General features: G+C 60.7%; 24 protein-coding genes. 16 read left to right on the top strand and 8 right to left on the bottom strand.

The window, feature by feature from the left end:
• Both ACHFGA_RS02375 and ACHFGA_RS02370 read left to right on the top strand, forming a co-directional pair.
• Positions 1 to 987: DNA-processing protein DprA (locus ACHFGA_RS02375; protein WP_394280845.1), on the top strand; the 987-nt coding region annotated here is incomplete at its 5' end.
• Between the two features lie 9 nt (positions 988 to 996).
• Complete coding sequence (locus tag ACHFGA_RS02370) at positions 997 to 1,887, top strand: tyrosine recombinase XerC (RefSeq protein ID WP_394280844.1); 891 nt, start codon at positions 997 to 999, stop codon at positions 1,885 to 1,887.
• Here ACHFGA_RS02370 and ACHFGA_RS02365 read toward each other — a convergent pair.
• Positions 1,850 to 2,350, bottom strand: a complete 501-nt coding sequence (locus ACHFGA_RS02365) for a M23 family metallopeptidase (protein WP_394280843.1) — start codon at positions 2,348 to 2,350, stop codon at positions 1,850 to 1,852. The two genes, ACHFGA_RS02370 and ACHFGA_RS02365, sit on opposite strands and share 38 nt — an antisense overlap.
• Before the next feature lie 319 nt (positions 2,351 to 2,669).
• Here ACHFGA_RS02365 and rpsB point away from each other — a divergent pair, with 319 nt between their 5' ends.
• The 3 genes from rpsB (at position 2,670) to pyrH (ending at position 5,389) form a co-directional block, all read left to right on the top strand.
• Positions 2,670 to 3,515 (top strand): 30S ribosomal protein S2, encoded by an 846-nt coding sequence (rpsB, locus tag ACHFGA_RS02360; RefSeq protein WP_394280842.1) that lies wholly within the window; start codon positions 2,670 to 2,672, stop codon positions 3,513 to 3,515.
• Positions 3,516 to 3,702: 187 nt separating this feature from the next.
• A complete protein-coding gene (tsf, locus tag ACHFGA_RS02355; protein WP_394280841.1) occupies positions 3,703 to 4,530 on the top strand; it encodes a translation elongation factor Ts in 828 nt (275 codons plus the stop codon).
• A 175-nt stretch (positions 4,531 to 4,705) separates the two neighbouring features.
• Positions 4,706 to 5,389, top strand: coding sequence for a UMP kinase (pyrH, locus tag ACHFGA_RS02350; RefSeq protein ID WP_394280847.1), 684 nt, complete (start codon positions 4,706 to 4,708; stop codon positions 5,387 to 5,389).
• Here pyrH and ACHFGA_RS02345 read toward each other — a convergent pair.
• The gene (locus ACHFGA_RS02345; RefSeq protein WP_394280840.1) at positions 5,386 to 6,468 is read right to left on the bottom strand and encodes an amidase family protein; all 1,083 of its coding nucleotides are present in this window, start codon (positions 6,466 to 6,468) and stop codon (positions 5,386 to 5,388) included. The two genes, pyrH and ACHFGA_RS02345, sit on opposite strands and share 4 nt — an antisense overlap.
• A 143-nt stretch (positions 6,469 to 6,611) precedes the next feature.
• On the opposite strand from ACHFGA_RS02345, the gene ACHFGA_RS02340 reads away from it, so the two are divergent.
• The 3 genes from ACHFGA_RS02340 (at position 6,612) to ACHFGA_RS02330 (ending at position 10,038) form a co-directional block, all read left to right on the top strand.
• Positions 6,612 to 8,450 (top strand): acyltransferase family protein, encoded by a 1,839-nt coding sequence (locus ACHFGA_RS02340; RefSeq protein ID WP_394280839.1) that lies wholly within the window; start codon positions 6,612 to 6,614, stop codon positions 8,448 to 8,450.
• A gap of 76 nt (positions 8,451 to 8,526) precedes the next feature.
• A complete protein-coding gene (frr, locus tag ACHFGA_RS02335; RefSeq protein WP_394280838.1) occupies positions 8,527 to 9,084 on the top strand; it encodes a ribosome recycling factor in 558 nt (185 codons plus the stop codon).
• Between the two features lie 108 nt (positions 9,085 to 9,192).
• Positions 9,193 to 10,038, top strand: coding sequence for a phosphatidate cytidylyltransferase (locus ACHFGA_RS02330; protein WP_394280846.1), 846 nt, complete (start codon positions 9,193 to 9,195; stop codon positions 10,036 to 10,038).
• On the opposite strand, the gene ACHFGA_RS02325 is transcribed toward ACHFGA_RS02330, so the two are convergent.
• On the bottom strand, positions 10,035 to 10,451 hold the full coding sequence (locus tag ACHFGA_RS02325; RefSeq protein ID WP_394280837.1) for a lipopolysaccharide assembly LapA domain-containing protein: 417 nt from the start codon (positions 10,449 to 10,451) through the stop codon (positions 10,035 to 10,037). The two genes, ACHFGA_RS02330 and ACHFGA_RS02325, sit on opposite strands and share 4 nt — an antisense overlap.
• A gap of 96 nt (positions 10,452 to 10,547) precedes the next feature.
• On the opposite strand from ACHFGA_RS02325, the gene rlmN reads away from it, so the two are divergent.
• Positions 10,548 to 11,654 (top strand): 23S rRNA (adenine(2503)-C(2))-methyltransferase RlmN, encoded by a 1,107-nt coding sequence (gene rlmN, locus ACHFGA_RS02320; protein WP_394280836.1) that lies wholly within the window; start codon positions 10,548 to 10,550, stop codon positions 11,652 to 11,654.
• Between the two features lie 58 nt (positions 11,655 to 11,712).
• Here rlmN and ACHFGA_RS02315 read toward each other — a convergent pair whose 3' ends face one another.
• On the bottom strand, positions 11,713 to 12,213 hold the full coding sequence (locus tag ACHFGA_RS02315; RefSeq protein ID WP_394280835.1) for a DUF2631 domain-containing protein: 501 nt from the start codon (positions 12,211 to 12,213) through the stop codon (positions 11,713 to 11,715).
• A gap of 154 nt (positions 12,214 to 12,367) precedes the next feature.
• On the opposite strand from ACHFGA_RS02315, the gene dxr reads away from it, so the two are divergent.
• From dxr to map, 5 genes are all read left to right on the top strand, one after another.
• Positions 12,368 to 13,537 (top strand): 1-deoxy-D-xylulose-5-phosphate reductoisomerase, encoded by a 1,170-nt coding sequence (dxr, locus tag ACHFGA_RS02310; RefSeq protein ID WP_394280834.1) that lies wholly within the window; start codon positions 12,368 to 12,370, stop codon positions 13,535 to 13,537.
• 15 nt (positions 13,538 to 13,552) lie between these two features.
• Complete coding sequence (locus tag ACHFGA_RS02305; protein ID WP_394280833.1) at positions 13,553 to 14,764, top strand: M50 family metallopeptidase; 1,212 nt, start codon at positions 13,553 to 13,555, stop codon at positions 14,762 to 14,764.
• 64 nt (positions 14,765 to 14,828) lie between these two features.
• Positions 14,829 to 15,992 carry a flavodoxin-dependent (E)-4-hydroxy-3-methylbut-2-enyl-diphosphate synthase gene (ispG, locus tag ACHFGA_RS02300; protein ID WP_394280832.1) on the top strand — a complete coding sequence of 388 codons (1,164 nt, stop codon included), beginning with the start codon at positions 14,829 to 14,831 and terminating at the stop codon, positions 15,990 to 15,992.
• 61 nt (positions 15,993 to 16,053) lie between these two features.
• Positions 16,054 to 17,868 (top strand): penicillin-binding transpeptidase domain-containing protein, encoded by a 1,815-nt coding sequence (locus tag ACHFGA_RS02295; RefSeq protein ID WP_394280831.1) that lies wholly within the window; start codon positions 16,054 to 16,056, stop codon positions 17,866 to 17,868.
• 34 nt (positions 17,869 to 17,902) lie between these two features.
• Positions 17,903 to 18,790 carry a type I methionyl aminopeptidase gene (gene map / locus ACHFGA_RS02290; RefSeq protein ID WP_394280830.1) on the top strand — a complete coding sequence of 296 codons (888 nt, stop codon included), beginning with the start codon at positions 17,903 to 17,905 and terminating at the stop codon, positions 18,788 to 18,790.
• Positions 18,791 to 18,855: 65 nt separating this feature from the next.
• On the opposite strand, the gene ACHFGA_RS02285 is transcribed toward map, so the two are convergent.
• The 4 genes from ACHFGA_RS02285 to ACHFGA_RS02270 form a co-directional block, all read right to left on the bottom strand.
• Complete coding sequence (locus ACHFGA_RS02285; RefSeq protein ID WP_394280829.1) at positions 18,856 to 19,260, bottom strand: hypothetical protein; 405 nt, start codon at positions 19,258 to 19,260, stop codon at positions 18,856 to 18,858.
• Between the two features lie 58 nt (positions 19,261 to 19,318).
• Positions 19,319 to 19,714, bottom strand: a complete 396-nt coding sequence (locus tag ACHFGA_RS02280; RefSeq protein WP_394280828.1) for a hypothetical protein — start codon at positions 19,712 to 19,714, stop codon at positions 19,319 to 19,321.
• A 349-nt stretch (positions 19,715 to 20,063) separates the two neighbouring features.
• Complete coding sequence (gene mtr, locus ACHFGA_RS02275; protein WP_394280827.1) at positions 20,064 to 21,479, bottom strand: mycothione reductase; 1,416 nt, start codon at positions 21,477 to 21,479, stop codon at positions 20,064 to 20,066.
• An 84-nt stretch (positions 21,480 to 21,563) separates the two neighbouring features.
• On the bottom strand, positions 21,564 to 22,580 hold the full coding sequence (locus tag ACHFGA_RS02270; protein WP_394280826.1) for an alpha/beta hydrolase: 1,017 nt from the start codon (positions 22,578 to 22,580) through the stop codon (positions 21,564 to 21,566).
• A gap of 266 nt (positions 22,581 to 22,846) precedes the next feature.
• Here ACHFGA_RS02270 and mqo point away from each other — a divergent pair, with 266 nt between their 5' ends.
• Complete coding sequence (mqo, locus tag ACHFGA_RS02265) at positions 22,847 to 24,346, top strand: malate dehydrogenase (quinone) (RefSeq protein WP_394280825.1); 1,500 nt, start codon at positions 22,847 to 22,849, stop codon at positions 24,344 to 24,346.
• Between the two features lie 69 nt (positions 24,347 to 24,415).
• Positions 24,416 to 24,976, top strand: a 561-nt coding sequence (locus ACHFGA_RS02260; RefSeq protein ID WP_394280824.1) for a VOC family protein, incomplete at its 3' end; no start/stop codon positions are given.

Raw genomic sequence — 24,976 nt, 5'->3', positions numbered from 1 at the left:
CCGCACCAGATGCTGGAGGACGCAGATCGATACGGGTTCGAACTGATTCACCCGGGGGATCCGCGGTGGCCGGCCACTGAGTTTTCTACCGCGTTCAATGCTGCGGCGGAGGGAAGTGCGGTGAACCAGAAGACTTCGATTGGTGAGTTGACTGCGCCGCATGGGCTGTGGGTGCGCGGTGATACGGACTTGTCACGTTTGGCGGCTCGGTCGGTGGCGATCGTCGGCACGCGCACGGCGACGACGTACGGCACTGATGTGACACGGGCTGTGGCGACTCACATGGTGGCCAACCAGTACACCGTCATTTCCGGTGGGGCACTGGGCGTGGATACGGTGGCGCATGAGACAGCGCTGGAGCTGGGCGGGCGCACAATGGTTGTGATGGCCAGCGGGCCGGGGTGGTGGTACCCGCAGTCCAATATCCCCATGTTTGAACGCGTGGTGGAGGCCGGCGGAACGCTGGTGGCCGAATACTATCCCGGTTCGCATGCGCAGCGTTATCGTTTCTTGGAGCGCAATCGGCTGGTTGCGGCGATGGCGCAGGGCACGCTGGTGACACAGGCGGGCTTTCGCTCTGGAGCGTTGAATACTCTGACGAGGGCGGGCACCTTTGGGCGCCTCTCGATGGTGGTACCCGGGCCCATCAACGATGCGAACTCGATGGGGTGCAACGCCCGCCTGCGGGATCCCGGTGTTACTGCGATTGCAGATATTCGGGAGGTGCATGCCCACCTGTCGAAGGTGGGCGAGGTGGATGTGGATCAGCAAATGGAATTCGAGTTCGCGCCTACGCCCATCCAGCAGTTGTCGCGCAATGAGCTGCGGGTCTTCGACGCGATGCCGAAACCGGGGGAGCAGCGCCACACCGCCGAGGAGATCGCAGCCGTGGCCAACCTGCCGATCGGGCTGACAGTGCACCTGCTGGTGGATCTGGCCAAGCGCGGGGTGGTGGTTCGCGAGGGGAATGCTTGGGCGCGGGTATAGTAATGAGGTGTGAGTGACACAAGTGAAGTAACGCAAGTCGGGGCCGCGATCGAGGACTTCGTCGACCACCTCCGGTATGTCCAAGGCCGCAGCGAAGCCACCGTGGCCGGATACACCTCCGACTTGGCCACGCTCACCGACTTCGCGCCCACCTTCCGCGCCTTCTCCATCGTGACGTTGCGGTCCTGGCTTGCCGACGCCGTCCGCAACGGCCTGGCGCGCACCACCCTGGCCCGCCGCACCGCCGCCGTGCGTGCTTTTTCCACCTGGGCCTACAACCACGGCCACCTCGATTCCGATGTGGCCGCACGCCTGGCCACGCCCAAAATCAACCGCCACCTGCCCACGGTGGTCAACCCGGAGCGTGCCGACGAGATCGTCACCTCGCCCGAAAGCGACAATCCAGAAAAGCTGCGCGATCACGCCATCCTCGAGCTGCTCTACGCCACCGGCATGCGCGTCGCCGAACTGACCGGCTTGAACCTGCACGATATTGACCTCGCGCGCGCACAGGCTCGAGTGACAGGCAAAGGCAATAAGCAACGCGTCGTCCCCTTCGGTAAGGAGGCCACCGCCGCGATCCGCGACTGGTTAGACCAAGGGCGCGAAGAACTGGCAGGAGACAACGACGCACTGTTCGTCGGGGTACGCGGCGGGCGCATCGACCAACGCCAGGTCCGCCGCATCGTCGAGCGCGCCGGGCAGCAGGCCGGGGTCAACGACCTCACCCCGCACGAGCTACGTCACTCCGCCGCCACACACCTGCTGGAAGGTGGGGCGGACCTGCGCGTGGTGCAAGAACTTTTGGGGCACTCCTCTTTGCAGACCACCCAGATCTACACGCACGTGTCGGCGCTGCGGCTCAAAGAGGTCTACGCTCGGGCGCATCCACGGGCTTGAGGCGGATCATGGGATCGTCGAGAAGCGACAGCGGATTGATATAGGAGTCCTTAGCGATCAGCGCGCCCCAATGCAGGCCAGGGTAGCCGTCGGTGGGATGGCCCAGCCGCCCGATCACGGTGCCGGATGCAACGCGCTCGCCCTCGTCGACAAGTGCATGCACGGGCTGATAGGTGGTGCGGATGCCATCGTCATGATCAATCGAGACCACAGGCGTGCCCGCAACCATCCCAGCGAAAGCGACGATGCCATCGTCGGCGGCAAGCACGTCATCGCCGATCTCGAGGGCCAGGTCGACACCGCGGTGGCCGGGTAACCAATTCTGCTCAGGGATATCCGCACCGCGCAAAACACGGGTGGCAGACGGCGCTCCCGTCGTCGGATCGACATAAGCCCAGGCAAGGGCGGGGGAGAGCAGGCTACAGAGCAAGAGTGCGCTTAACGACGATCGCGTGAGGTTCATAGCTTGATCGTGGCAGGAAGCGGACGGCTGTGCAGGAGAGTGCTTGAAAACCTGTGGATAACTGGGTGCCTGTGGATAAAGGTGGCGTGTGCGTTTGGCGAAAGTGTAAAGAGGGTTTACACTTAGCGACAGCAGTGTGCCCAGAATCTTCTGGACAGGCTGACTACGCGCGGCGAACCACCACAATTATTGTGGCGCCACCTCCAACAACGGTCCCAGTGTTTTCTGGGTGTCGGAGTGGCTCGTCGCTAGGGCGCGGGATAAAAACCCGCGCGCATGACATTAACCGAACTGATTTTACTCCGAAGGAGAGCTTCCCATGGCAGTTGTAACCATGCGCGAACTCCTCGACGCTGGTGTGCACTTTGGCCACCAGACCCGTCGCTGGAACCCGAAGATGCGTCGCTTCATCTTCACCGACCGTAACGGCATCTACATCATCGACCTGCAGCAGACGCTGACCTACATCGACGAAGCATTCGAATTCGTCAAGGAGACCGTCGCACACGGCGGCACCATCCTGTTCGTCGGCACCAAGAAGCAGGCACAGGAAGCGGTGCAGGAAGAGGCAGACCGCGTTGGCATGCCATATGTCAACCACCGCTGGCTCGGCGGCATGCTGACCAACTTCCAGACCGTGTCCAAGCGTCTGCGCCGCATGAAGGAACTGCAGGCCATGGACGCAGCCGAGGACGGCTACGCAGGCCGCGGCAAGAAGGAAGTTCTGATGCTGACTCGCGAGCGCAACAAGCTGGAGCGCGTCCTGGGCGGTATCTCCGACATGACCAAGGTGCCTTCCGCACTGTGGATCGTGGACACGAACAAGGAGCACATCGCTGTCTCTGAGGCAGCGAAGCTGCGCATCCCTGTTGTCGCAATCCTGGACACCAACTGTGACCCAGACGTTGTGGACTTCCCAATCCCAGGCAACGATGACGCAATTCGTTCCGTCAAGGTCCTGACCCACATCATCGGTGAGGCTGTCGTTGCTGGTAAGCAGGCACGCGAAGAGCGCCAGCTGGCAGCTGCACGCGAGCAGGCTGGCGACACCGAAGAGAAGGCCGCGAACGACGCAACTGCAGCAGCAGAGGCATCTGAGGCCCCAGCCCAGCCTGAGTCGGAAGACAAGGCTGAGGAGAAGACCGAAGAGAAGACTGAGGCATAGCCCGCGCTTCACACACGATAGTCACCCCTTGTGTCCTGCACGACGTCCGATAACTTCAATCAGGGCGCACGCGCGGTATACCGGGGGTGTCGTCGTTTCGACATGCCAGTGCACTGGTATTCGACTAATCTTTCTACAAGATCAACAACTGACACTGATCACGAATTAACGAGGAGGATCGCCCACTATGGCGAACTACACCGCTGCTGATGTTAAGAAGCTCCGCGAAATGACCGGCTCCGGCATGATGGACTGCAAGAAGGCCCTGGAAGAGTCCGGTGGCGACTTCGACAAGGCTGTCGAAATCCTGCGCGTCCAGGGCGCAAAGGACGTGGGCAAGCGCGCAGAGCGCAACGCTCTTGAGGGCCTGGTTGCTGTCTCCGGCAACACCATGATCGAGGTCAACGCTGAGACCGACTTCGTGGCGAAGAACCAGGAGTTCAAGGACCTCGCAGCAAAGATCGCTGACGCTGCAGCAGCAGTCAAGGCAAACTCCCAGGAAGAGCTGGCAAACGCAGACGTGGACGGCAAGACCGCACACGACGTTCTGCAGGAGCTCTCCGCAAAGATCGGTGAGAAGCTTGAGCTGCGCCGCGCAGTCACCGTCGAGGGCGAGAAGACCCACGAGTACCTGCACCAGCGCTCCGCTGACCTGCCACCGGCAGTTGGCGTACTGATCGCTTACTCTGGCGAGGGCGAGAAGGCCGACGAGGCCGCGCACCAGGTTGCTCTGCAGATCGCTGCCATGAAGGCACGCTACCTGACCCGTGAGGACGTCCCAGCGGAGACCGTTGAGAAGGAGCGCGCAGTTCAGGAAGAGATCACTCGCAATGAGGGCAAGCCAGAGGCTGCTATCGACAAGATCGTCGAAGGCCGCGTCGGCGCATTCTTCAAGGACATCGTCCTGCTGGAGCAGCCAGCACTGGCAGACTCCAAGAAGACCACCAAGCAGTTCTGTGAGGAGAACGGTGTAGAGATCACCCAGTTCGCTCGCTTCGAGGTTGGCCAGCAGTAAGCCTTCCCACCCGAACCCCCTAGCACCTACCTAGGTAGGCGCTAAGGGGTTCTTGCGTTTTCTCCTCCCAGGAGACGAACGGGTAGGATATGGGACAGTTTTGCCCATCACCTATAAGGAGCCAACTGCAGTGACTGCCCCCGAAACCCCCAAACGTCATGGTTACAAGCGTGTGATGCTCAAGCTGGGTGGTGAGATGTTCGGCGGTGGACAAGTCGGCATCGACCCGGACGTCGTAGAAAACGTTGCTGCGCAGATCGCCGAAGTGGCCTCCACCGGGGCAGAGATCGCCGTGGTGATCGGCGGCGGAAACTTCTTCCGTGGCGCTGAGCTGCAGCAGCGCGGCATGGACCGGGCGCGCTCGGACTACATGGGCATGCTGGGCACCGTCATGAACTGCCTGGCCCTCCAGGACTTTCTGCAGCAGCGCGGCATCGATACCCGCGTCCAGACCGCCATCAACATGGCGCAAATCGCCGAGCCCTACCTGCCGCTGCGTGCTGTCCGCCACCTGGAGAAGGGGCGCGTGGTCATCTTCGGCGCCGGTATGGGTATGCCGTACTTCTCCACCGACACCACGGCCGCCCAGCGCGCCCTAGAGATCGGCTGCGAGGTGCTGCTCATGGCCAAGGCCGTCGACGGCGTCTACTCGGACGATCCGCGCACCAACCCGGACGCGGAGCTATTCACCGAGATCACCCCACGCGAAGTCATTGAGAAGGGCCTGAAGGTCGCCGACGCCACCGCCTTCTCCTTGTGTATGGACAACAACATGCCCATCTTGGTGTTCAACTTGCTCGAGCACGGCAACATCAAGCGTGCGGTCGGCGGCGAGCAGATCGGTACTCTCGTCGCCTAAGTTCGCTTATCGACGATCGCTGCGGCTGAAAGCAGCGTCCTATCATCGGCGCGCGTCCTACCTCGGAGGCTTCCTAGGTGGACCGCGCCGATTGCGATTGCTGGGCCACCGGTGACATTAAATAGAGAGCACCACGGCGACCACCGCGTCTGCGCGGCAAAATTATCTGGGTGATCTAGGCCGGGGAAGTAGCCAAGCGGCGGGGGATCAAAGGCGACCGTCGGGGTGAGAACTAAATCCACACCCCACTCGTGGCGCAGGCGCGTGGACAGAGTGGAGAAATGGCTCTCCGCCTCGCGCAGCTGCCCCGGGGTGATAGTCCGCCCGAAGTCGCGCACCCAGCCGAGATAGCCGCCGGTCTCGTCGTCAAGCGAGGCGTAGTGGGCGAAGAAGCGGTTGCGGAAATGCGCGAATGTTTCTGCAGCTGCAGAATACGGGGTGATCTGCACGACATCGTTGCTGGTCGCGAGGCGATCGGCGGCTGCCGTGACCGCGGCGATGCGGTCTGCAGCTACGTCCGTGTCAATGAACAGCGGATCGGTGAGCACCCCGATGCGCAGCCCCGCGACCTCCTCCAGCTGATGATTGTGGAGCAACGCCTGGTCAGCCACCGAGCGGGTGATGAAACCCTGGGCGGCAAATCCGTCGGCCGCGGGCTTGAACCCCACAACATCGTTGGCGGCGGCGGGCACGCGCAAGGAACCGCCCGCATCGGAACCGTGGGCCGCGCGGTACATGCCTGTGGCCACAGCCACCGCCGCGCCCGAAGAGGAGCCGCCGGGAGTACACCTCGGGTAGGCGGCGGACTCCAAGAGGGGAGTGTCCTCACGCTCACAGTAGATCGTCGCACCCAGCTCCGAAGTCACAGACTTTCCGGTGATGGTCACGCCTTCGTCGATAAGCGACTGCAGAAACGGGTCCGTTCGCTCGGCGACATAGCTGCGGTGGGGCGCACCCAGGGTGGTGGGCATGCCGGCGACGTCGCTTAGGTCTTTTGCGGGCATCATCCAGCCGGCGAGCCTGCCGGTGCCCGATGGTGTGGCGGTGCTGTCCAGAAACGTGAGTGCGGGATGAGGCATTCTAAAAGACTACCCCGGCGGTTGGACACGTGGTTTGGTTTTCTGTTGCTGCGAAGGCAAACTATTTGTGTCATCAAGCTACTTCGGCGAAAGTCTGCGCGACCTCATGAGTACCCTGACCACTGCGAAGCGTTCCATTCCGCGTGTCCCAGGCCTGGACGGAGTCCGCGGACTCGCGGTCACAGCAGTGGTCATTTTATCACCTCTTCGGGGCAGTGTTGCCCGGCGGCTACCTGGGCGTGGACATCTTCTTCGTCCTGTCCGGCTTCCTGATTACCTCGCTGCTCATCCGCGAGAAGACCGCCACCGGGCGCATCGACCTGAAGTATTTCTGGCTCAAACGCTTTCGACGCATCGTGCCTGCGGCCGTGTTCGTTCTCTCGATCTGCACCATCGCGGCAGCCATCGTGCGTGGTGACGCCACCGTCGACCTGGCCAGGCAGTTCCTGACCACCTTGTTTTTCGTGAACAACTGGGGCCAGATCGCCGCCAGCCAATCCTACTTCGCCGATACGGAAGTCTTCGCCCACTACTGGTCCCTGTCCATTGAAGAACAGTTCTACATCGTGTGGCCGGTCATCGTCATGGCGTTATTGGCCCTGTGGGGTGTGTACCGGCTGCGCTGGATCGCCCTAGTGTGCTTCGCACTAGCCGGGCTGTCGCTGTGGTGGATGATCCAGCTTTATGTCCCCGGCGACGACCCTTCGCGCGTGTACTACGGCACCGACACGCACGCTTTCGGGCTTCTGATCGGCGCAGGCATGGCTATCTGGATGCAGGGCCACCGCCACCGTGAAATGGTGTGGCAGCAGCGCATACGTCTGCGCGGGCTGACCGGGACGCTTGAGGTTGTCGCCTTGGTCGGAGTCTTGCTGCTGATGGCCACGCTTTCCGACGGAGCACCAGAGACCTATAACGGTGGCCTCTTTCTCGCCTCTGTGCTCACCGCGGTGGTGATGCACGGTGTGATTAAGGGCAACCGCGTGCTGGCCCCACTGTTTAGCCTGTGGATCCTGCGCCACCTGGGCAGGTTGTCGTTCAGCTTGTACCTGTGGCACTGGCCGGTGATCGTGTTCTGTCGGGAGATCATGGGAGATACGCAGGCTGCCGCGTGGGTGGCACTGGTGGTTTCGTGGATCTTGTCTGAGATTTCCGTGCGCTTGGTGGAGGACCCATTCCGGCGTCGCGGTTACGCCTCGGTGGTGGGGTTGATCGTCGAAAAGAACTCCTCGCCGTTACGGATGTTGTCCACGTCTGCCGTGGCCATTGGCGCTGTGCTGGCTACCATCGGCGGGCTTGTCTATGCCCCGCAGATGACCGAGATGGAGTATGAACTCGCCGCGCGCGAGGAGCAGCAAAAGCGTGCCCAAGAAGAAGCGCTGGTCCAAGCGAAGAAAGCCACGGCTACCCAGCATTCGGAAGCGCCAGCTTCCGCGCAACCAACTGTGCCGGAAGGTACGGACATCCTGGCGATTGGTGACTCGGTGATGCTGGCCGCCTCATCAGCAATGTACGAGCGTCTGCCTGGGATTTATGTCGACGGGGCTGTCTCGCGCCACTACGAATCGGTGCCTGGGCTGATTGCCACTTATGAGGCGCAGGGGATGCTGCGCGACAATATCGTGCTGGGCTTCGGTACTAATGGGCCCTCGAATGGTGCGGGTGATGAGCAGTTGCTGGATACGATCATCCAGACGCTGGACGAGGACCGCACGATCGTGATCGTCCTGCCTTATGGCGACCGCTGGTACATGCCTGAAGCGGAAGCCGAGGTGCTGGATCGAGCCACGAAGTACCCCAACGTGTATGTGGCGAACTGGTGCCACGCGGCAAAGAATGATCCTCTGCTTTTGCGCGATGACTATATCCACCCCACGGTGGAGGGGACATACGTGTATACCGATGCTGTCATGGAGGCGTTGAAGCAGGCAAGCACGAAAGACCCAAAGGACAAGGTTGTGCCCGGCGTGTGTGGAGTGTGACGTCGGGTAGAGTGAGGTGATAGCTCGCGCTGCTAGATTAGAAGTTAGATCTGAACCGAGAATTGAAGGGACCATTATGATTGATGACATTTTGTTGGACGCTGAAGAACGCATGGGTAACTCCGTGGAACACACTCGCGAGGAGCTGGTGACCATTCGCACTGGTCGTGCGAACCCCGCGATGTTCAACGGTGTTGTCGCCGACTTCTATGGCGCGCCAACTCCGATCAACCAGATGGCCACTATTTCGGTACCGGAGCCACGCATGCTCCTGATTAAGCCTTATGACATGTCCACCATGGGCGAGATCGAAAACGCGATCCGCAACTCCGACCTCGGTGTGAACCCCACCAATGACGGCCAAGTCCTGCGCGTGACCATCCCACAGCTGACTGAGGAGCGTCGCCGTGACATGGTCAAGCTCGCGAAGGCGAAGGGCGAGGACGGCAAGATTGCGATCCGCAATATCCGCCGCAGCGGCATGGACGGCCTGAAGAAGATCGAGAAGGATGGCGATGCAGGCGAGGACGAAGTGACCGCAGCAGAAAAGGAATTGGACGGTGTGACAGCGAAGTACGTCAAGCAGGTCGATGACCTCGTTGAAAATAAGGAAGCGGAGCTGATGGAGGTTTAAATCCTCTTGAAGCGCAATTTCACGACGGTGAACACTGAACAAGAACGGGAGCGGCGGCGCAAGAGGGACCGGGCACGCGCCGTCCTAGAGGACAAACTGCGCCTTGATATGCCCAAGCCGAGAAATTCGGCGGGCCGCGATCTGCGCCAAGCTATCCTCGTCGGCGCCGGTCTCGGCGCTTTGGTCATTGTCGCGCTGATCGCAGGACCGATCGGGTGGTACCCGCTGGTCGCCGTAGCGGTGGGCGTAGCAATGTTCGAGGTGCTGACCAGACTGCGCGAAGCAGGCTATGTGCTCCCGCGCACCGTCATGATCATCCTGGGCCAGGTGATGGTCTGGTCCACCTGGTTCTTCGATGCCGTTGGGCTGCTCTTTTCTTTCACGCTCAGCGTGCTGCTGCTGATGTTCGGCAGGCTGTTCCATCACGGACGCACAACGCCTCCGAAGAACTATCTCCGCGACACGGCGGTGTGCATCTTTGTGTTGGCGTGGGTGCCGCTCTTCGGCGGTTTTGGCGCCATGCTCTCCAACCTTGAGACATGGGACGTTGCAGGCCCGCTGTTTATCCTCACGTTCATGCTGTGCGTGGTGGCCTCGGACATCGGTGGCTACATCGCCGGCGTGATGTTTGGCGCCCACCCGATGGCGCCGGCGGTGAGCCCGAAGAAATCCTGGGAAGGCTTCGCCGGCTCCGCGATCTTCGGCATGGTCACCGGCGTTGCCTGCGTGGTCTTCCTGCTGAATTCAGAATGGTGGATCGGCCTGATCCTCGGGTTCGCGCTTGTCGTTTGTGCGACGATGGGGGATCTGGTGGAAAGCCAGTTCAAGCGCGAACTGGGCATTAAAGATATGTCCGCGCTTCTACCTGGACACGGCGGCCTGATGGATCGCCTAGACGGCATGCTCCCAGCAGCCGCAGCCACATGGTTGGTGCTGAGCGCTCTCGCAATTTAGTGAGCGGCCTTTTTCACCTGGCGGCGCAGCTCAAGCATGCGCCAGCCACCAACAAGAGCCATGATCAGTGCGCCTGCGATCGCAGAGATCAGGTAGGCAATCCCGGCGGGGAACTGGACAGTCCACGGCAGGAAGTTGATTTCCACCTGCTGCTGGTTCTGCATAATGAAGATGATCAGCACAATGAGGAGCAGCGCGCCGATGATCAGCGCTGCCCACGTGCCGCCTGCAATGGATCCTTTCACTTTGCCGTCGCCATGGGCGGGTTCCTGTGGCTGGGGTGCAGGTGGCGGCGTGGAGTTCGTCTCTTCTGTAATGTAGACTGGCTCGCCAGCAGTGGGGGCAGGCCCGGTGGAATCGTACTGGTCCGGGTTCTCGCCTGGCTGGTCTACGGGATTGTAATCACGTGTCATGCCCCCAGTTTAAACTGACGGCGAGCGTGCGGCGATACTCCCGTCGCCTTGCCCGCACATATTTTTTATTAGAACCACCTACGGAGCCCGAACCTGATGAGTGACAATATTCCAAAGATCCAGCTACTTGCACCGAAGCACGGCATGCCCCCGAAGCACTTCGCTGACCTGACTAAGCAGGAGCGGCAGGAGGCAATCCAGGAGCTAGGCCTGCCGAAGTTCCGCGCGGATCAGATCGCCCGTCACTACTATGGCCGCTTCGAGGCGGACCCGACCACCATGACGGACCTGCCCGCCGCACAGCGCGACCTAGTCAAGGACGCTCTGTTCCCCACGTTGCTGCGCCCGGTGCGCACGGTGGAAACTGATGAGGGCGATACGACGAAAACGCTGTGGCGCCTGCATGACGGCATCCTGCTGGAGTCCGTCTTGATGCGCTATTCGGACCGCGCCACCTTGTGCATTTCTTCCCAGGCCGGCTGTGGCATGGCGTGCCCCTTCTGCGCGACAGGCCAGGGCGGGCTGGACCGTAACCTTTCCGCCGCGGAGATCGTCGACCAGGTGCGTGAGGCCGCCGCACGCATGGAATCTGAAGGCTCCCGCCTGTCCAATATCGTGTTCATGGGCATGGGCGAACCGCTTGCCAATTACAAGCGCGTGGTCTCCGCGGTGCGCCAGATCACCCAGCCCTCGCCAGACGGGTTCGGCATTTCGCAGCGCAATATCACGGTATCGACGGTGGGCCTGGCCCCCGCGATCAGAAAGCTTGCCGACGAAGACCTCTCCTGCACCCTCGCGGTGTCATTGCACACTCCTGACGACGAACTGCGCGACACCTTGGTGCCCATCAACTTGCGCTACTCCGTCGACGAGGTGCTGGAGGCCGCACGCTACTATGCGGATCGCTCCTCGCGGCGCGTATCCATCGAGTACGCCTTGATCCGGGACATCAACGACCAGGATTTCCGCGCCGACATGCTGGGGCAGAAGCTGCATGACGCGCTGGGATCCAAGGTCCACGTCAACCTGATCCCGCTGAACCCGACACCGGGCTCAAAGTGGGATGCCTCCCCGAAGGCGCGACAGGACGAATTCGTGCGACGCGTGATCGCCCAGGGTGTGCCGTGCACCGTGCGTGACACAAAGGGCCAGGAAATTGCGGCGGCCTGTGGGCAGTTGGCTGCCGACGAAAAGACAGGCTAGAAAAGCACTACGCCCCGGCTCCTGAGGGAGCCGGGGCGTTTGCGCTAGGAGAAAGCTTTTACTTCTCGTCCGCCGCGGTGGAACCGGTGCGGTCCACGCGGGTGGTGTTGTTCTCCACTGGCGTGGCGACGGTGCTGCCATTATCCAGTTCGCGCAGGTGTGCCACGCGGGCCGGGTCAATGTTCAGTGCACGCAGCTGAGAGTCGGTCAGCTTGGCGTACTCACCGGACAGGGTCTTCTGGTCATAATCCCAGGCCCGCTCTTGGTAGCCGACTGGCTGGTTCACACCGGTGAGGGTGCGCACCTGAGACAGCTGCGGACGCAGGGCGAAGAGGATCAGCCCAATAGCGATTACCGCTGCAAACGAGAGCAACCAGATGGTCTCCACGTGGCCACTGTGGTTACCAAAATTGTAGGCGACAAGGAAGACCACGGAGACCCAACCAGCAAGCTGGATGGTCTTCGGGCTCAGCTCAGACCAACCCCACTTTGCCGACGGGACGTCCTGTTCAGAGACGCCGTTGTACACCTCGTAGGTCTTCTCATGGGACGTAGCCATGTGTTCTCCTTGTCATTCACGATTAAAAGCAGCACAAGACATGCACTGATACCTGTGCTCTATCTTTGCACATAAACAATGCAACCAGGGAGTTGTCACCCCCTAAATGTTTCATACTTTCGCTTGAGAGTTTTTGGGTGCCACAATAGATGCCGTGAGCACGAAGAAGAAAATCTTAATTCTGGGGTCTACCGGTTCCATCGGTACCCAAGCCATCGAAGTGATTGAGGACAACCCGGACCGCTTCGAGGTCGTCGGCATCGCCGCCGCCGGTTCCAACCCGGACCAGGTGATCCAGCAGGCGCGCCTCTTGGGCCTAGCACCTGAGCAGGTGGCGGTGGTCAAGCTGGAGGCGGCACAGATCGTCGGCCAGGCACTTGGCGGGGCAGTGCTGTCGGGGGAGGAGTCCGCGCGGGAGCTCGTCGATAAGCACCCTGCGGACACTGTACTTAATGGACTTGTTGGGTCGATGGGCCTAGCCGCGACGCTGGCTGCGCTGCAGACGGGCGCCACACTGGCGCTGGCGAATAAGGAATCTTTGGTGGCCGGCGGCACGTTCGTGACCAGTCAGGCGAAGCCGGGGCAGATCGTGCCGGTGGATTCGGAGCATTCGGCGATGGCGCAGTGCCTGCGTTCGGGGCGTGTCGACGAGGTCGCGCGTTATGTGCTGACGGCCTCCGGTGGACCGTTTCGTGGGCAGACACGCGAGCAGATGTGGGATGTCACCCCCGAGCAGGCGGCGGCGCACCCGACCTGGTCGATGGGGCAGATGAACACGCTGAACTCGGCGACCATGGTGAACAAGGGTCTGGAGCTGATCGAGGCGACCTTGCTTTTCGACGTGGCCCCGGAGCTGATCGACGTGACGGTTCACCCACAGTCAATCATCCACTCCGCGGTGACCTTCGTCGACGGCTGCACCATCGCCCAAGCCAGCCCGCCCAGCATGAAACTGCCGATCAGCCACGCGCTCGCCTGGCCGCAGCGCGTCGCCGATGCTCAGCCAGCCTTGGACTTCAGCCAGGCGCACGACTGGCGTTTCGAACCGCTTGACGACGAAGCCTTCCCCGCAGTCCAACTCGCCCGCGATGTCGCCGGCAAGGGCGGCACGTTCCCCGCGGTGTACAACGCTGCGAATGAGGAGGCGGCCGCGGCCTTTTTAGCCGGTCGGATCCGGTTCCCACAGATCGTTGACGTGGTCGGGGAGATCGTCGGAAATGCGGACGATTTTGCGGTTCCGGCCCACTCGTTTGAAGATGTGGTGACCGTAGAAGCAGAGGCTCGTCGACGCGCCAACGTGCTGATCGACGAACTCGCCCGCTAGAAAGGGGCTGACCTCGTGGGGTCATATTTATTGGGGGTTGTCCTCTTCGCGCTGGGCATCGCCGCGGCCATCGCACTGCATGAGCTGGGGCACCTGTTGGCCGCGCGTAGCTTTGGTATGCGCGTGCGCCGCTATTTCATCGGATTTGGGCCAACGGTGTGGTCCACCACCAAAGGCCATACCGAATATGGTGTGGCAGCTCTGCCTTTTGGCGGGTTCTGTGACATCGCGGGCATGACGGCCCAAGACCCCGTCACGGAAGAAGAGGCACCGCACGCCATGGTGAATAAACCCTGGTGGCAGCGGGTGATCGTGCTGTCCGGCGGCGTGCTGATGAACCTGTTTTTGGGATTCATCATCTTGTACTTCGTGGCGGTCACTTCCGGTATCCCGAACCCCTATGCGGATCGCACACCCACCGTGGGTGAGGTGGCGTGTACCTCAGACCAGATCGACGCCGAAACGGTGGCGGATTGTACCGGGACCGGGCCTGCGGGCGAGGCCGGGGTGAAAGTCGGCGACAAGTTGGTCTCGGTGGACGGCCACGAGCTGGAACACTTCACCGAACTGCGTGACTACGTGATGCTGCGTCCAGGCCAGACCGTGGAACTCGTCGTAGAGCGCGACGGCCAGGAACTGATGTTCCCCATCGAGGTGGATCCAGTTCAGCGACTCAACGCGCAAGGGGAGATGGTCGATGCTGGCGCGATCGGCCTGGTTAACGCCCCGATTGAGGATCCCATCCGCACCTTCGGACCGCTGGAGGCAGTGCCAGCGACGTTCACCTTCACCGGCCAAACCCTCAATGCCACATTTGAGGCCCTGCTACAGTTCCCCGCGAAGATCCCCGGCGTGGTCGCCGCCATCTTCGGCGCCGAGCGTGACCTCGAGGGCCCGATGAGCGTGGTGGGCGCGTCGATGGCCGGCGGCGAGCTGGTGGAACGCTCGCTGTGGAGCGTGTTCTGGATGCTATTGGCTAACCTGAACTTCTTCTTAGCCATGTTCAACCTGGTACCACTACCGCCGCTGGACGGTGGGCATATTGCGGTGGTGCTCTATGAGAAGCTGCGCGACGCCATCCGCCGCCTCCGCGGCCTGAAGCCGGGGCCGCCGGCGAATTATGAAAAGCTGATGCCTTTAACGTTTGTGATGGCTGCGACGCTGCTGACCGTTGGTGTGATCGTCATCGTTGCCGATGTGGTCAACCCGATTAGGCTGTTCGGGTAGTTGACACCAATGCTAGTCTGGGTGGCAGCTCTATCTGCCTAGTTTGTCGTGATTGAGGAGAATAATGAATTCACCCATCGGCCTCGGAATGCCGGAAGGCCCAGCCCCCACACTCGCACCGCGCCGTAAGACCCGCCAGCTTTCCGTCGGCGGGGTAGGGGTCGGCTCCGATCACCCGGTGACTGTGCAGTCGATGACCACGACGAAGACGCATGACATCAACGCTACTTTGCAGCAGATTGCACAGTTGACCACTGCAGGTTGCGATATTGTGCGCGTGGCCTGCCCGAAGACGGTCGATGCAGAGGCGCTGCCGATCATCGCGAAGAAGTCGCCCATCCCAGTGATCGCCGATATCCACTTCCAGCCGAAGTATATTTTCGCAGCGATCGATGCTGGCTGTGCTGCCGTGCGCGTGAACCCGGGCAATATTAAGGAGTTCGACGGCCGCGTTAAGGAGGTCGCACAGGCAGCGGGAGATGCCGGCATCCCGATTCGCATCGGGGTCAACGGCGGTTCTTTGGATAAGCGGCTGCTGGAAAAGTATGGGCGCGCGACCCCGGAGGCGCTGGTGGAATCCGCGATCTGGGAAGCCAACCTGTTCGAGGAACACGGTTTCGGCGATATCGCGATCTCCGTGAAGCACTCCGACCCAGTGCTGATGGTGGAGGCCTACCGCCAGCTGGCTGCTCAGACGGACTACCCGCTGCACCTCGGTGTGACGGAGGCCGGCCCGAAGTTCCGTGGCACCATCAAGTCCTCCGTTGCGTTTGGCGCACTGCTGAGCCAGGGCATCGGCGACACCATCCGTGTTTCCTTGTCTGCGGACCCGGTCGAGGAGATCAAGGTCGGCGACCAGATCCTCCAGTCGATGAACCTGCGTGAGCGTGGCTTGGAGATCGTCTCCTGCCCGTCCTGTGGCCGCGCCCAGGTGGACGTGTTCAGCCTGGCAGAAAATGTCACCGCCGGTCTGGAGAACCTGGAGTACCCGCTGCGCGTTGCTGTCATGGGTTGCGTCGTCAACGGCCCAGGCGAGGCGCGCGACGCGGACTTGGGCGTTGCCTCCGGTAATGGCAAGGGCCAGATCTTTGTGAAGGGCGAGGTTGTGAAGACGGTTCCGGAAGAGGAGATCGTCGAAACGCTGATTGAGATGGCACACCAGATCGCTGAGGAAGAAGGCCTCGAGGCGAAGGCGGGAGCCAAGGCGGAAGTCAAGGTTACCCGCTAGACTCTGGCAGTTTCGTATGTGGCAGCGTTGACCGATTGGTCAGCGCTGTTACTTTTTAGCTATGAGACGCCTCTGGGTTCTGCTCACCGTGATTGTCCTCGGTGCTGGCTTCGTCGCATGTACGCCGAAGCCGAATTCAGCCGAGCCCACCGCCCAAGAATTTCTGGATGCGCTGGCCGCGCACGATTCGGACACGCTGGGTTCGCTTATCGACGATTCCCCCACGGCGACTGCGACCATCGACGCCACCTTTGCCGGTTTGCAAGCAGAGGGACTGGTAGCCGAACTCACAGGTCTCGAACAAGATGAAAACCTGGCAACCGCGAGCTATTCGCTGCGGTGGCAGTTGCCGCGCGACCGCGAGCTTGCCTATGACACCTCCATGATTTTGACCCAGACGGATGAGGAATGGACCGTGCGCTGGCAGCCCGCTCTGCTGCACCCCTCGTTGGGCGCGCACCAGCACCTCGAGCTGCGCCCCGTGGAAGCGGAGAAGGCGTCTGTCGTCTCCTCCGATGGTGCGGAACTGTTGAAGCCGGGGGTGGCGTTCCGATTGCTCGTCGATACCTCTGCGATGCACCGTGCTCCCGAGACTGCCTTCGCCATATCCGAGGCTTTGGCGGCAGCCCACGAACGCAACCCCCAGGTGCCCACGCGCGATGCCGGTGAACTGACAGCAGCCCTGGAAAACGCCCAAGGAACATTCTCGGTGGCGATGGTCCCCCAGGCAGAGGGCCAGGCAGTGGCTGATGCACTTGCCGACGAACCCGGCGTACGTTTGAACGAGGAAGCCGCGATGGTGAATGCGGACCCGACTTTCGCACCTGACATCATGGCGCGTGTCGGGCGCATCGTGGCCGATCAACTGGATGGGGCGAACGGGTGGCGCGTGGCCAAGGTGAACCAGGAAGGCGCTGCGATGGAGGACGTGGAATATCACGCACCCACTCCGTCGCCTGCGGTGCGGGTCAGCTTGGACCACAAGTTGCAGCGTGCAGCGGAGGCCGCTTTGGAGCCGGTGGCGGGCCAGCAGGCGGTGATTGTGGCGGTGCGTCCGTCGACAGGCGAGATCCTGGCAGTGGCGCAGACTCCTGCGGCAGATAAGGACGGCAATATCGGCATGATGGGGCAGTACCCGCCGGGATCGGTGTTCAAGATTGTCACCGCGGCCGCAGGGCTTGAACGTCAGGGGCTGGCTACCAGCTCGACCGTCCCTTGCCCCGGCACCATGGACATCTATGGGCGTGTGGTGACTAACTACGCGGGCTTCTCTCTGGGCAGCGTGCCCCTGCAGCGGGCGTTCGCTAGCTCGTGCAACACCACCTTCGCGGACATGTCGACGCAGCTTGCCCCGGGCGAGCTACAGGAAGTGGGCAAGCAGTTCGGCTTGGGCGTCGACTATGACATCCCAGGTCTGGATTCAATGACCGGCTCTATCCCCGAAGGCGAAACCCCACTGGAGCGCACCGAAGCCGGCTACGGCCAGGGCTACGACCTAGCAAGCCCATTCGGGCTAGCGATGGTGGCGGCTACCGCGGCCAACGGGGCAAGCCCTGTGCCGTACCTGATTGAGGGTCAGGAGACAAAGGTCAGCGAGCAGGTGCCGCCTCTCAGCCCGGAATCCATCGACGGGGTGCGCCAGATGATGCGCTCGGTGGTCACAGAGGGCACGGCCCGCGGCATGAGCGCCGGTGGGGACATCCACGGCAAAACCGGTGAGGCCGAAATCAACGAGGGTTCACATTCCTGGTTTGCGGGTTATCGGGATGATATAGCGTTTGCCACACTTGTGGTGCTCGGCGGTGGCTCGGAGGCTGCCGTGGCCATCACTGACAACATGTTGGTCAACTACGATCAGGCGGTCAACCCGGCTTAGGCTTCGTCGGCAAGCAAGGACTAGCATGGTTTCCATGACTGAACGCGCTATGTTGACCCCAGGAAAACCCACGCCAATCCGCGATGTGCCTGAACACATCGAGCGCCCCGAGTATGCGTGGAAAGACTCCGTCCAGGAGAATGTGGGCGAACCTTTCGTGCAGACCCCTGAGGTGATTGAGGCGATGCGCGAGGCCTCGAAAATCGCCGCCAATGCACTGGCAGTGGCGGGGGAGGCCGTGGAACCCGGCAAGACTACCGATGAGATTGACGCGGTGGCGCACGAATACATGATCGACCACGGCGCTTACCCCTCCTGCCTGGGTTATCGCGGATTCACCAAGTCCACGTGTGTGTCCCTCAATGAGATTGTGTGCCACGGTATCCCGGATACGACGGTGATTCAGGACGGAGATATTGTTAATATTGACGTCACCGCTTTTAAGGACGGCGTGCACGGCGATACGAATGCTACTTTCCTTGCGGGCAACGTCAGCGAGGAGCACCGACTGCTGGTTGAGCGAACCCGCGAGGCGACGATGCGCGGCATCAAAGTAGCCAAGCCAGGCCGGCAGGTGAACGTGATCGGGCGCGTGATCGAGTCCTATGCGAAGCGCTTCGGATATAACGTGGTCACGGACTTCACCGGCCACGGTGTTGGCCCAACTTTCCACAATGGGTTGGTTGTCCTGCATTATGACTCTGATGCCTACACGGACGTTCTGGAGCCGGGTATGACGCTGACGATTGAACCGATGATCAACCTGGGCGAGTTGCCCTACCGTATGTGGGACGATGGTTGGACGATCCAGAACCTGGATGGCAAGTTCACTGCCCAGTTCGAGCACACCATCGTGATCACCGAGGACGGGAATGAGATCTTGACGCTTCCCGACGACGAGTTCACCTCACCCTGGGGCTAACCAACGAGTTAAACCCCACTGGGATAATCCCGGTGGGGTTTAAAGCTGTATCGCTGATCTAGTGATTAGAACTGGATAGCGTGAGGGATGATGCCCTGGTAGACAGCGTAGTTGTATGCAGCGATGACGCCACCCAGTGCAGTTGCGATAGCTGCGATGGTGCCACCGTCACGCCACAGGAGGGCCCAGAGCGGGTTATTTTCGTCGTTGACGGAGGAGCCGAAGAGGTCGGTGGCGTTGACAAGCTTGTCTGCCTCGGTAACCTCGCCGGCCTTGGAGGAGCCACCCTCGAGCAGAGCCTTTCCAACAGAGCTACCAACGTTCTCCTGCTTGGAAGAAGCGGAGGAGGAGCCCTGTTCTGCCTGGGAAGGGAGATTCTCGCCGGTCTGAGCACCTGCGACGGAGACGCCTGCGAAGGTGACGGTTACTGCGGTTGCTGCAGCCAGTGCTGCGTTGCGGAACTTGCGCATTGTGATTTCCTTACTTGTAAAAGTGAATGACTAGAGGGGCAGTGCGGAGTCCCGCAGATTACATGCCGTGTACGACGTAGTTGTACAGCGGGCCGACAACCATGCCGACGAAGCCAGCGACAGCGGCGAAGATGGTGCCGCCGTAGAACAGCTTTGCCCACAGTGGCTGATCGGTGAAGTTACCGTTGTTGGGGGTGTCCTCGGTGGTCGACTTGGAGGAACCGAAGAGGGCGGTGCCGTCAGCCCAGTTCTGCTGGTCCTTGACTTCGTCCTGAGCTGGAGGTTTCTGGTTGATCTCAGACTCTGGGTTGGTGTCAACGCCCAGAATGCCGCCGAACTGGGAAGACAGGTTGCTGCTGCCGTTGTTCTCCTGAGCGACTGCGACGGAGGTGGAGCCGAATGCAACTGCCAGTGCAGTAGCGCCGGCCAGTGCTGCCTTGCGGAAATTGCGCATGAAACTATTCCTTCTCTGTTGTTCTGACAAGACTTCCGGGTCGGAAATCTGAAAGTATCGTGGCAAACCCTGCATGTTTGCCATGATCACCCGGTTGCCTTTGCAGGCTCGGTCCCGGTGTCGTTGAGTAACTGTAACCGAAACTTGATGCGGACGCATTAATTCCCGAATGGCACCAGAAAACTGTCTGCGAAAAGGCTGAGTTAGGCGAACAACTTGATCTATCGAGTATTGCCGTTTCAAGCAATGACCTCAAGCTTTGGGTAAATGCACATTCTGAGAAAAATAAATAGTGACCTGGGCCATATCTACCCAAATGGGGGAGAGGTCCAGGCCACTATGTTGCTAGTTAAACTTCAGGGAACTCCAAGTCCAGGCCTAGCAGGGCATTCTCTGTGACCTCGGGGAGGGCCGGGTGGATCCAGTACTGGTGTGTAGCTACCTCGCGCACGTCTAGGCCAAACGCCATCACGGTAATCATCTGCTGAATCAACGTGGACGCTTGCGGGCCCATGTAATGAGCACCAAGGAGCTTGCCGGACTGGCGATCAGCCACCAGCTTCACGATGCCGGTCTTATCTTCCAGCGCCCAGCCATAGGCGACATCGCCATAGTTCTGAACCTTCGTCGTTACGTCATAGCCTTGCTCACGGGCCTGCTCCTCTGTCAGCCCCACGGTGGCGATCTGCGGGTGGGTAAAGATAGCGGAAGGAACATTATCGTGTGGCATCGGCACCATCTCTTCTGGGTGCAAGATGTTGTGGCGCACGGCACGGGTCTCCGCGTTCGCAACGTGCTTCAGCTGATGGGGCGAGGAGACATCGCCGAGCGCCCACACACCCTCTGCCGTGGTGCGCCCGTACTCGTCGACAGCAATCCGGCCATCCTGGCGCATTTCGATGCCAGCAGAATCCAGGTTCATCTGGTCCCCGTTGGGCTTACGGCCGGTCGCAATAAGTAATGCTTCCGAGGTGACCTCGGTGTCGTCGTCAAGCACAACAGTCACGCCGTGATCGTCGGAACGCGCGCTGGCTACCGTGCGTCCGATATGGGTGGTGTAGCGCTGCTGCGCAAGATCATTGAAACGCTCGGACAGATCCTTATCAAGATTGCGCAGCAGTGGCGAACGATTTACCACGGTGACCTTTGTGCCCAAGGACTGGAACACGTGGGCAAACTCCATGGCGATGAAACCGCCACCGACGATGGTCAGGGAATCGGGCTGCTTCTCCAGACGCATAATCGTCTCGTTGGTGTGGAAGGGTACACCTGAATCCTGGATTACCTCAGGGATCACTGGGCGCGAACCCGTGGCGATGATGATCGTATCGCCCGAAATGATCATCTGCTCATCACCCTGGCCGGTCTGAAGAGTCTTCGGAGCCAGGAACGAAGCGTGGTGATCGTAGACGGTGATATTCGGGGTCTCTGGACCGCGACGGTACTCCTCGCCGCCCTCCGCGATCAAGTCGATGCGATTGTGGAAAACACGCTCGATGATCGACTTCCAGTCCGCGCCGTGGAACTCAGTATCCAGGCTCAGGTGCGAAGAGTTGGATGCAGATAGTGCCGTATCCGCAGCCACCACGTACATCTTCGTCGGAATGCAACCGACGTTCATGCACGTGCCGCCGAAAAGGCCCTTCTCGACGATGGCGATGGACTTGTCGTCGAACTCCTCTGTCGGAATCGAATTGCCCGAACCGGCGCCGATAATGATGTAGTCATAATGAGCATCGACAGCAGGTGCTGCAGGGGTGGTCACAGTAAAAACTCCTGAAATTCTTGATGGGTGCGCTAACGCGCGGACTATACCTATATATAAAGGACAAACGCGGGGCGTGCCTAGTTAATTCCCGTGGCCCTGTTCGCTCACGTGAGAAAGCCACCGCAGCGTTGTGTGGAAAGCCTGCTGACGCGGGTTTTCCAGGGACAAAAATACGTCATGGCGGGCGCCGAGGATTTCCACCACCCGAACGTCATGGGACAGGCGCGGGGACCAGCGTTGAATCTGCTCCACATCCAAGACCGTGTCTGCGGTGTCTGCAGCTGCAGAATAAGGCTTATTTAGATAGGACTTGTTCGAGCATAAACTGAGCACGGGTACGCCGACATTGATGTCGCCGCGGTGAATCTGCGCGTGCCCGGCCATCACGGCACGAACCCAGCCCAAATACTTTTCATGTCCGCCCAGCGGCTTCTTGGCAAGATCAAAATCCCACTGACCATGCGCGCTGGAGTGGATGGACTTGCCGTAGGAGCCAAGGTTCCCGCCGGGGATAGCGATCCGGGGCCAGCGCTTTCCGAAAAACTTGATCAGAGGTGTGGCCAGCGTTAATGCCCACTGCGGGTACATCATGTCCAGCCATGCGCTGTTAAGCACGATGCCAGCAAGCCCCTGATGGATCTCCGGGGCGGTGCGGCGTACGTGGTCTGCCCACAAAGGAACGATCAAACCGCCGGTGGAGTGGGCGATAGGAACGAATGAACCATGCCGCTCAGTAAGCATCTGCGCGACCGCGGACAGGTCAGGAAAGTAGTGCTCCAAATCCTCCGCATAGTGCCAGGTCTGTCCCTTGTGGCGCGCCCTTCCGCACTTGCGCAAATCGACGGCGTAGAAAGGATAGCCCTCACCAGCGAAAAAGCGTGTCACGTGGTCCTGGAAGAAGTAATCAGTCATCCCGTGAACCCACACCAGGGCGGGTTTGCCGGTGGGCTCGTCGGGAAGATGGCGCACCAGCGTGGCTACGGCCTCACCTTCTCCTTCTGGGTCTGGGCCTAAGGGGATATCAGCGTATTCAAAGTGGTCACCTAGTTCGTCGGGGTGCCAGACGGCGTCGTCGAAATGTACGGCGGAAGGTGTCATGCCACCTACTCTAGGCGACAAGCCGGAGGAGTCAGGCGGTCGTCGTCAAGCATGTGCTTTCCCGGGAAAGAGCGGATGACCCCGCGATACCCCCGGAAGGGGAGGGGATACCAACAAAAAGGGATGAACCAAGCCATAGATGGCACCCCCGCAGCGTATCGGCGTACTATAGATAGGAAGCCATCGCCTGCGGGTGTTCCGGCAGCTAACACGTGACGGGAACGTGAACGCAGGCGGAAGAGAGACGACAAAAGAGGTTTAAACAGGTGACGAACGAAAATACAACCGGCAATGCCCAAGATGAGGTCGACGTCCTCCTGATCGGCGCAGGCGTGATGAGCGCAACCCTCGGCGCCATGTTGCGTGAGCTGGAGCCAAGCTGGACGCAGATGATCTACGAGCGCCTCGACGGCCCCGCAGAGGAATCTTCCTCCCCATGGAACAACGCCGGTACCGGTCACTCCGCACTGTGTGAGCTCAACTACACCCCAGAAAAGAACGGCAAGATTGATATCACCAAGGCGGTGAACATCAACGAGAAGTTCCAGGTCTCCCGCCAGTTCTGGGCGCACCAGCTGGGTAATGGCATCCTGACCAACCCAGAGGAGTTCATCAACCCTGTCCCGCATGTCTCCTTCGCACAGGGGCCGGAGCAGATTGACTACCTGCGTCGTCGCTACGAACTGCTGAGCGAAAACCACCTCTTCCCGGCGATGGAATTCACCGACGACCACTCAGTGTTCGCGGAAAAGCTGCCGCTGATGTCCAAGGAGCGCGACTTCGGCGCAGAGCCGGTTGCGATCTCTTGGACGAAGGAGGGCACCGACGTTAACTTCGGCGCGTTGACTCGCCAGTTCCTCACCGCCGCTGAAGCGGCCGGCACCGAGGTGCGCTACGGCCACGAGGTCATCGGCCTGAAGAAGGACGGCAATTCCTGGCGCGTGTCCGTGAAGAACGTGCACACGGGCGACAAGAAGGTCACCAAGGCTCGCTTCGTCTTCGTCGGCGCCGGCGGCTACGCCCTCGACCTGCTGCGCAAGGCTGGCGTGCCAGAGGTTCGCGGCTACGCCGGTTTCCCGATTTCCGGCATGTGGCTGCGTTCCACCAACCCGGAGCTGATCGAACAGCACAACGCCAAGGTTTATGGCAAGGCAAAGGTGGGTGCTCCACCAATGTCGGTGCCACACCTAGATACCCGTGTGATCGACGGTGAGAAGGGGCTGCTCTTTGGCCCATACGGTGGCTGGACGCCGAAGTTTCTCAAGGAAGGTTCCTACCTCGACCTGTTCAAGTCCATCCGCCTGGACAATATCCCGTCCTACCTGGGCGTTGCAGCAACCAACTTCGGCCTGGTGAAGTACCTGGTGGAGGAAGTAACCAAGGACTTCGACGCGAAGATCGAAACTCTGAAGGAATATGTTCCTTCCGCTGAGGGCTCGGACTGGGAGACCATCGTTGCCGGCCAGCGCGTGCAGGTGATCAAGCCATCGGCACCACCACGCTTCGGCTCCCTGGAATTCGGCACCGCACTGGTAAACAACCAGGAAGGCTCCATCGCCGGTATCCTCGGCGCATCTCCTGGCGCATCTATCGCACCGGCTGCCATGCTGGAGCTCATCGAACGTTGCTTCGGCGAGCACATGATCGACTGGGGCCCGAAGCTCTACGAGATGATCCCGACCTACGGCGAGCCACTGATCCGCGATCAGTCCAAGTTCCAGGAGCAGTGGGACTACACCCAGAAGATGCTCAAGTTGGACCGCTAAGAATCGCTTGACGACGATCACCCCCGCCCACGCCAACTCCGGCGCAGGCGGGGGTGTAGCGTTTCGAGTATGCAAAAAATTGTGCCCACCATCTGGTGTAAACCTAGCGCTAAGGAAGCCGCCGCCTTCTACCGCGAAGTACTGCCCGACGTGGCGGGATCTACGGAGGACATCGTGGTCGGAGGCCTGCGCATCCTGCTGGTTGTTGGCGGTGAGCAGCCACGCCCGAATCCCGCGATCAATTTTCTGCTCTCTTTCAGCGACGCGGAGAAGCTACGCCGAGCGTGGTCCGGATTGCTCGAGGGCGGGGTGGCGCTCATGGACCTAGACTCTTATGCGCATTCCCCGCTCTATGGCTGGGTGGAGGACAAGTTCGGGGTGAATTGGCAGCTGATGCTCAACGAGGATGAGGACGCACCCCGCATCGTGCCACAGCTGATGTTCTGCGGTGCCGCACAGAACAAGGCGGCCGAGGCGACGGACTACTATATTTCCGTCATCCCGCACAGCGCGCCCGGCTCCCGCGTGCGCTATGCCGACATGGGGCAGATGCCGGACAACGGGGCGAATATCGTCTTCTCCAACTTCACCCTGTACGGCCAGTGGTTTGCCGCGATGGATTCTGCCGTG

It is taken from the genome of Corynebacterium sp., assembly GCF_043426755.1.
GTDB lineage: Bacteria > Actinomycetota > Actinomycetes > Mycobacteriales > Mycobacteriaceae > Corynebacterium.
Note: the sequence above shows the minus strand (reverse complement) of the source record. Positions and strands in the feature narration are given on the sequence as shown.